Source organism: Pseudomonas sp. QD4 (assembly GCF_049199125.1).
In the GTDB taxonomy this organism is placed as follows: Bacteria; Pseudomonadota; Gammaproteobacteria; order Pseudomonadales; family Pseudomonadaceae; genus Aquipseudomonas.
This window is the reverse complement of the sequence record NZ_JBLZOM010000017.1, coordinates 1-2,624: the sequence shown is the minus strand read 5'-3', so window position 1 is coordinate 2,624 and position 2,624 is coordinate 1. Positions and strand designations below refer to the sequence as shown.

Annotated in this window: 3 protein-coding genes and 1 pseudogene; 2 read left to right on the top strand and 2 right to left on the bottom strand. The window is 49.9% G+C overall.

Annotated elements, in window-relative coordinates:
• A partial coding sequence (locus tag ACOZJV_RS34680; RefSeq protein WP_421549613.1) for a hypothetical protein occupies positions 1 to 227 on the top strand: 227 nt, incomplete at its 5' end.
• A pseudogene (locus tag ACOZJV_RS34675) lies at positions 226 to 348 on the top strand (transposase domain-containing protein); the annotation flags it as partial. The gene ACOZJV_RS34680 and the pseudogene ACOZJV_RS34675, both read left to right, overlap by 2 nt.
• On the opposite strand, the gene ACOZJV_RS34670 reads toward ACOZJV_RS34675, so the two are convergent.
• Positions 330 to 821 carry an AAA family ATPase gene (locus ACOZJV_RS34670; protein WP_421549612.1) on the bottom strand — a complete coding sequence of 164 codons (492 nt, stop codon included), beginning with the start codon at positions 819 to 821 and terminating at the stop codon, positions 330 to 332. The pseudogene ACOZJV_RS34675 and the gene ACOZJV_RS34670 sit on opposite strands and share 19 nt — an antisense overlap.
• A 214-nt stretch (positions 822 to 1,035) precedes the next feature.
• On the bottom strand, positions 1,036 to 1,629 hold the full coding sequence (locus tag ACOZJV_RS34665) for a hypothetical protein (RefSeq protein ID WP_201131162.1): 594 nt from the start codon (positions 1,627 to 1,629) through the stop codon (positions 1,036 to 1,038).
• Positions 1,630 to 2,624 lie beyond the last annotated feature (995 nt).

Sequence of the window (2,624 nt, the reverse complement as noted above, 5' to 3'; positions counted from 1 at the left end):
CCTTTAGAAAGTCATCCCCATATCATGGTTCAGACAATGCTCTGGACTATTCAAAGCTAACTGGCAAGCTCTTCTGCTGGCTGGCCGTTGTTTGCGGATGTCTGCTATCGGCCAATAGCAGTCGTTCGTGGGCGGCTGCTTTCGATCCAATGCAGCCCTTCTTTTTCATTGCGTTTGTATCTGTCGGCTCTCGACAGGCCCGGCGCATTGGGCTTGCATTGAACTAGCGGCGTTCCAATGTATGCGTATTTGAAGGACATACTGGCGCGGCTGCCGATGCAACGGGCGAGCGAGATCGCCGAGCTGTTGCCGCATAACTGGAAGTCGATTCAGTCTTTAGAAACATGAGCGTTCGCGCTAGCCTGTGCATCAACGACTAAAATTTCGGTGAAACCCTCGCTCAAGCGTGGAGGCTGAAGTGCTTTAAAAACGTTTCTAATAGCATTCTCAGGAACCATCTCATCATTAGGACGCAATTGATTACGTGCCAAACAGTCTTCCAACGAAGTAGTGAACCAAGTAGCTACCACATCTACCCCATGCTTCTTGGCAGCCTGTATGAGCGATTCCCGCCCACAGCACTGAACCAGGATGGCATCAAAGATTACAGCGCCAGGCTCAACTAAAAGCGTCGATTTGGCCCAAGTGCTTTTTCCTGCACCCTGAGCGCCTATCAACAAATACAGACGAGAAGGCTTGGGAGTCACTAGCAGAGTCTCTGATAGGACAAGGTGAGCCTTCTGCCAAGCCAGTCTATTTAGCTCAGCATTAATAATGCGGCCCTTCTCCGTCTGTAGGAAGTGATCAGGATTGATGTGCATGAAGACGGCCTGCCAGGAAAAGCGTGAATGTAGCAATTGAAAGCAGGGCACGCCGGAAACTGTTTTTACGCAGGAGTTCGGAAAGGTCAGCCCTAAGCCGTGAAAATCTACGTCTTACACAACAGCATCGAAGGTGTGTTAGCCAGACGCTTACGCTCCAATTGCTGCTGGGACTGTTTCAGTCGAAAGGTCAGGTGAGGACTTAGAACGCGGCTTAGCGATTCTTTCCCTGCGTACATGGATTAAAAATCTGGCTAATACTCTCGCTGGTACCTACATAAGTTTTGGTACCTGGTACTGCCACAGCCGAGTAACTCTTACGATCGGTTACCTGAATAAAATTTCCTTGCCCAGCCGTGAAGCTCTCAGTGTTTGGCGGCACTAGCACGCTAAGAAACTGGGCTTTCTTGTCGAGGGCTAAGGCACCTCCCACCGTAACTGGCGCCAGCATGGCGGCCCAACGTTTACTGAAAAGGTAGAAGGTGTCGGCTGCGGCTCTGCCACTTTGCATGTGGGCACACTGCACATCGCTGGCGTTGATGACTTCAGCCTGCTGGTAGACGCCGCCCTTATAGAGGGCCAGCACTAGCTTGCTCTTTGTCAGCACACCTAGGCCTTGCTTAGGTCTGCACACTTGCAAATCACCATAGGGAAATAAGCACCAGTTAGTTTCGGTGATAGTGACGATTTCGTCTGCGCTGAGCTTCAGATCGCGTTCAATATTGGCGCGGGCTTCCGGAGTTTCGTAAGGGATGGCGCATGCGCTCAATAGAGTTGCGAGGGTAACGGCGAGTAGCGGGGTTCTCATCAAGCGTCCTTTGCTGTTGTAAGGCAGATGTAAATGACGAATATTTTTTGCAAATCTCTTCCTTCAACATTCTACGAGTCAAGCAATCGCGAGAGCGGAGAAAATAGCCGTCGTTGAGATTGGGTTCTGAGACAAGAACATCAAAGCAGACGATGTGATCGACAAACTCTGGCCGCTGATGACGGCTGAGCAGATCCTCCACCGGTCTACGTAACGGGAAAATTATACAGATCGCGCTGAGCTTAAGGAGCTGTTGGAGAGTCTGCTAAAAATAGTCGTTTGAATTTCTCGACAGCTAACGCGCGACTGAGATCCATTTTGTGTCAGATGCCGCGTCGTGCGCTGGCGTCCAAAAAGCAGTTATCGTGAGTGTCCTCTTTTGGCCGAAAGCTGTCGCTTCCACGAACCTAGCTTGAATACAACAATGGCTGAGGGGCAAGGTCGTTCATAGCCAAAAACGGCAAACATCCAAGCCAACATCCACCCTCAACTCATGCTCAATTGAGAGAGACTTCTCTTCAAATCGACGCTAAAAAGAGGCTAAATGCGGAAGCGATCCAAAAAATTGCGGAAGCGATTGCCCAAATCCCAGGCAATAAAAAACCCCGTAGATCATTGATCTACGGGGTCTTTAGAGTGGAGGCCGAGGTCGGAATCGAACCGGCGTAGGCGGATTTGCAATCCATATAAAACCTCCATGTTTTCAGTAAGTTAATGAGAAATCGGTTCCGTAAGTGCCCTACTCTAGCAAGACTGGAGCCCACGTCCTATAGGGGGTAGGATTTTGAATGCGGAACTGATTTCTTAGGGGCTTCGAATGGTCAAAAGAGGTCAGTCATGAGCTGCTGCTTTCAGCCAATCGCGACCCCGCTCCACGACAACTTGGTTGCTCCCTCGACATTCTTGTGAGAGGTTTAAGTTTCGCTAATTTTCAGGAAGAACATGGACATTCGACCGACGGAAGTAAAAGACTGGATGCTTTTGAAGCAAGTTCG

What these genes read in the sequence shown, in the direction of transcription:
- ACOZJV_RS34670 (WP_421549612.1), bottom strand. Translation starts at nt 821, where the DNA reads ATGCACATCAATCCTGATCACTTCCTACAGACGGAGAAGGGCCGCATT.
- ACOZJV_RS34665 (WP_201131162.1), bottom strand. Translation starts at nt 1,629, where the DNA reads ATGAGAACCCCGCTACTCGCCGTTACCCTCGCAACTCTATTGAGCGCA.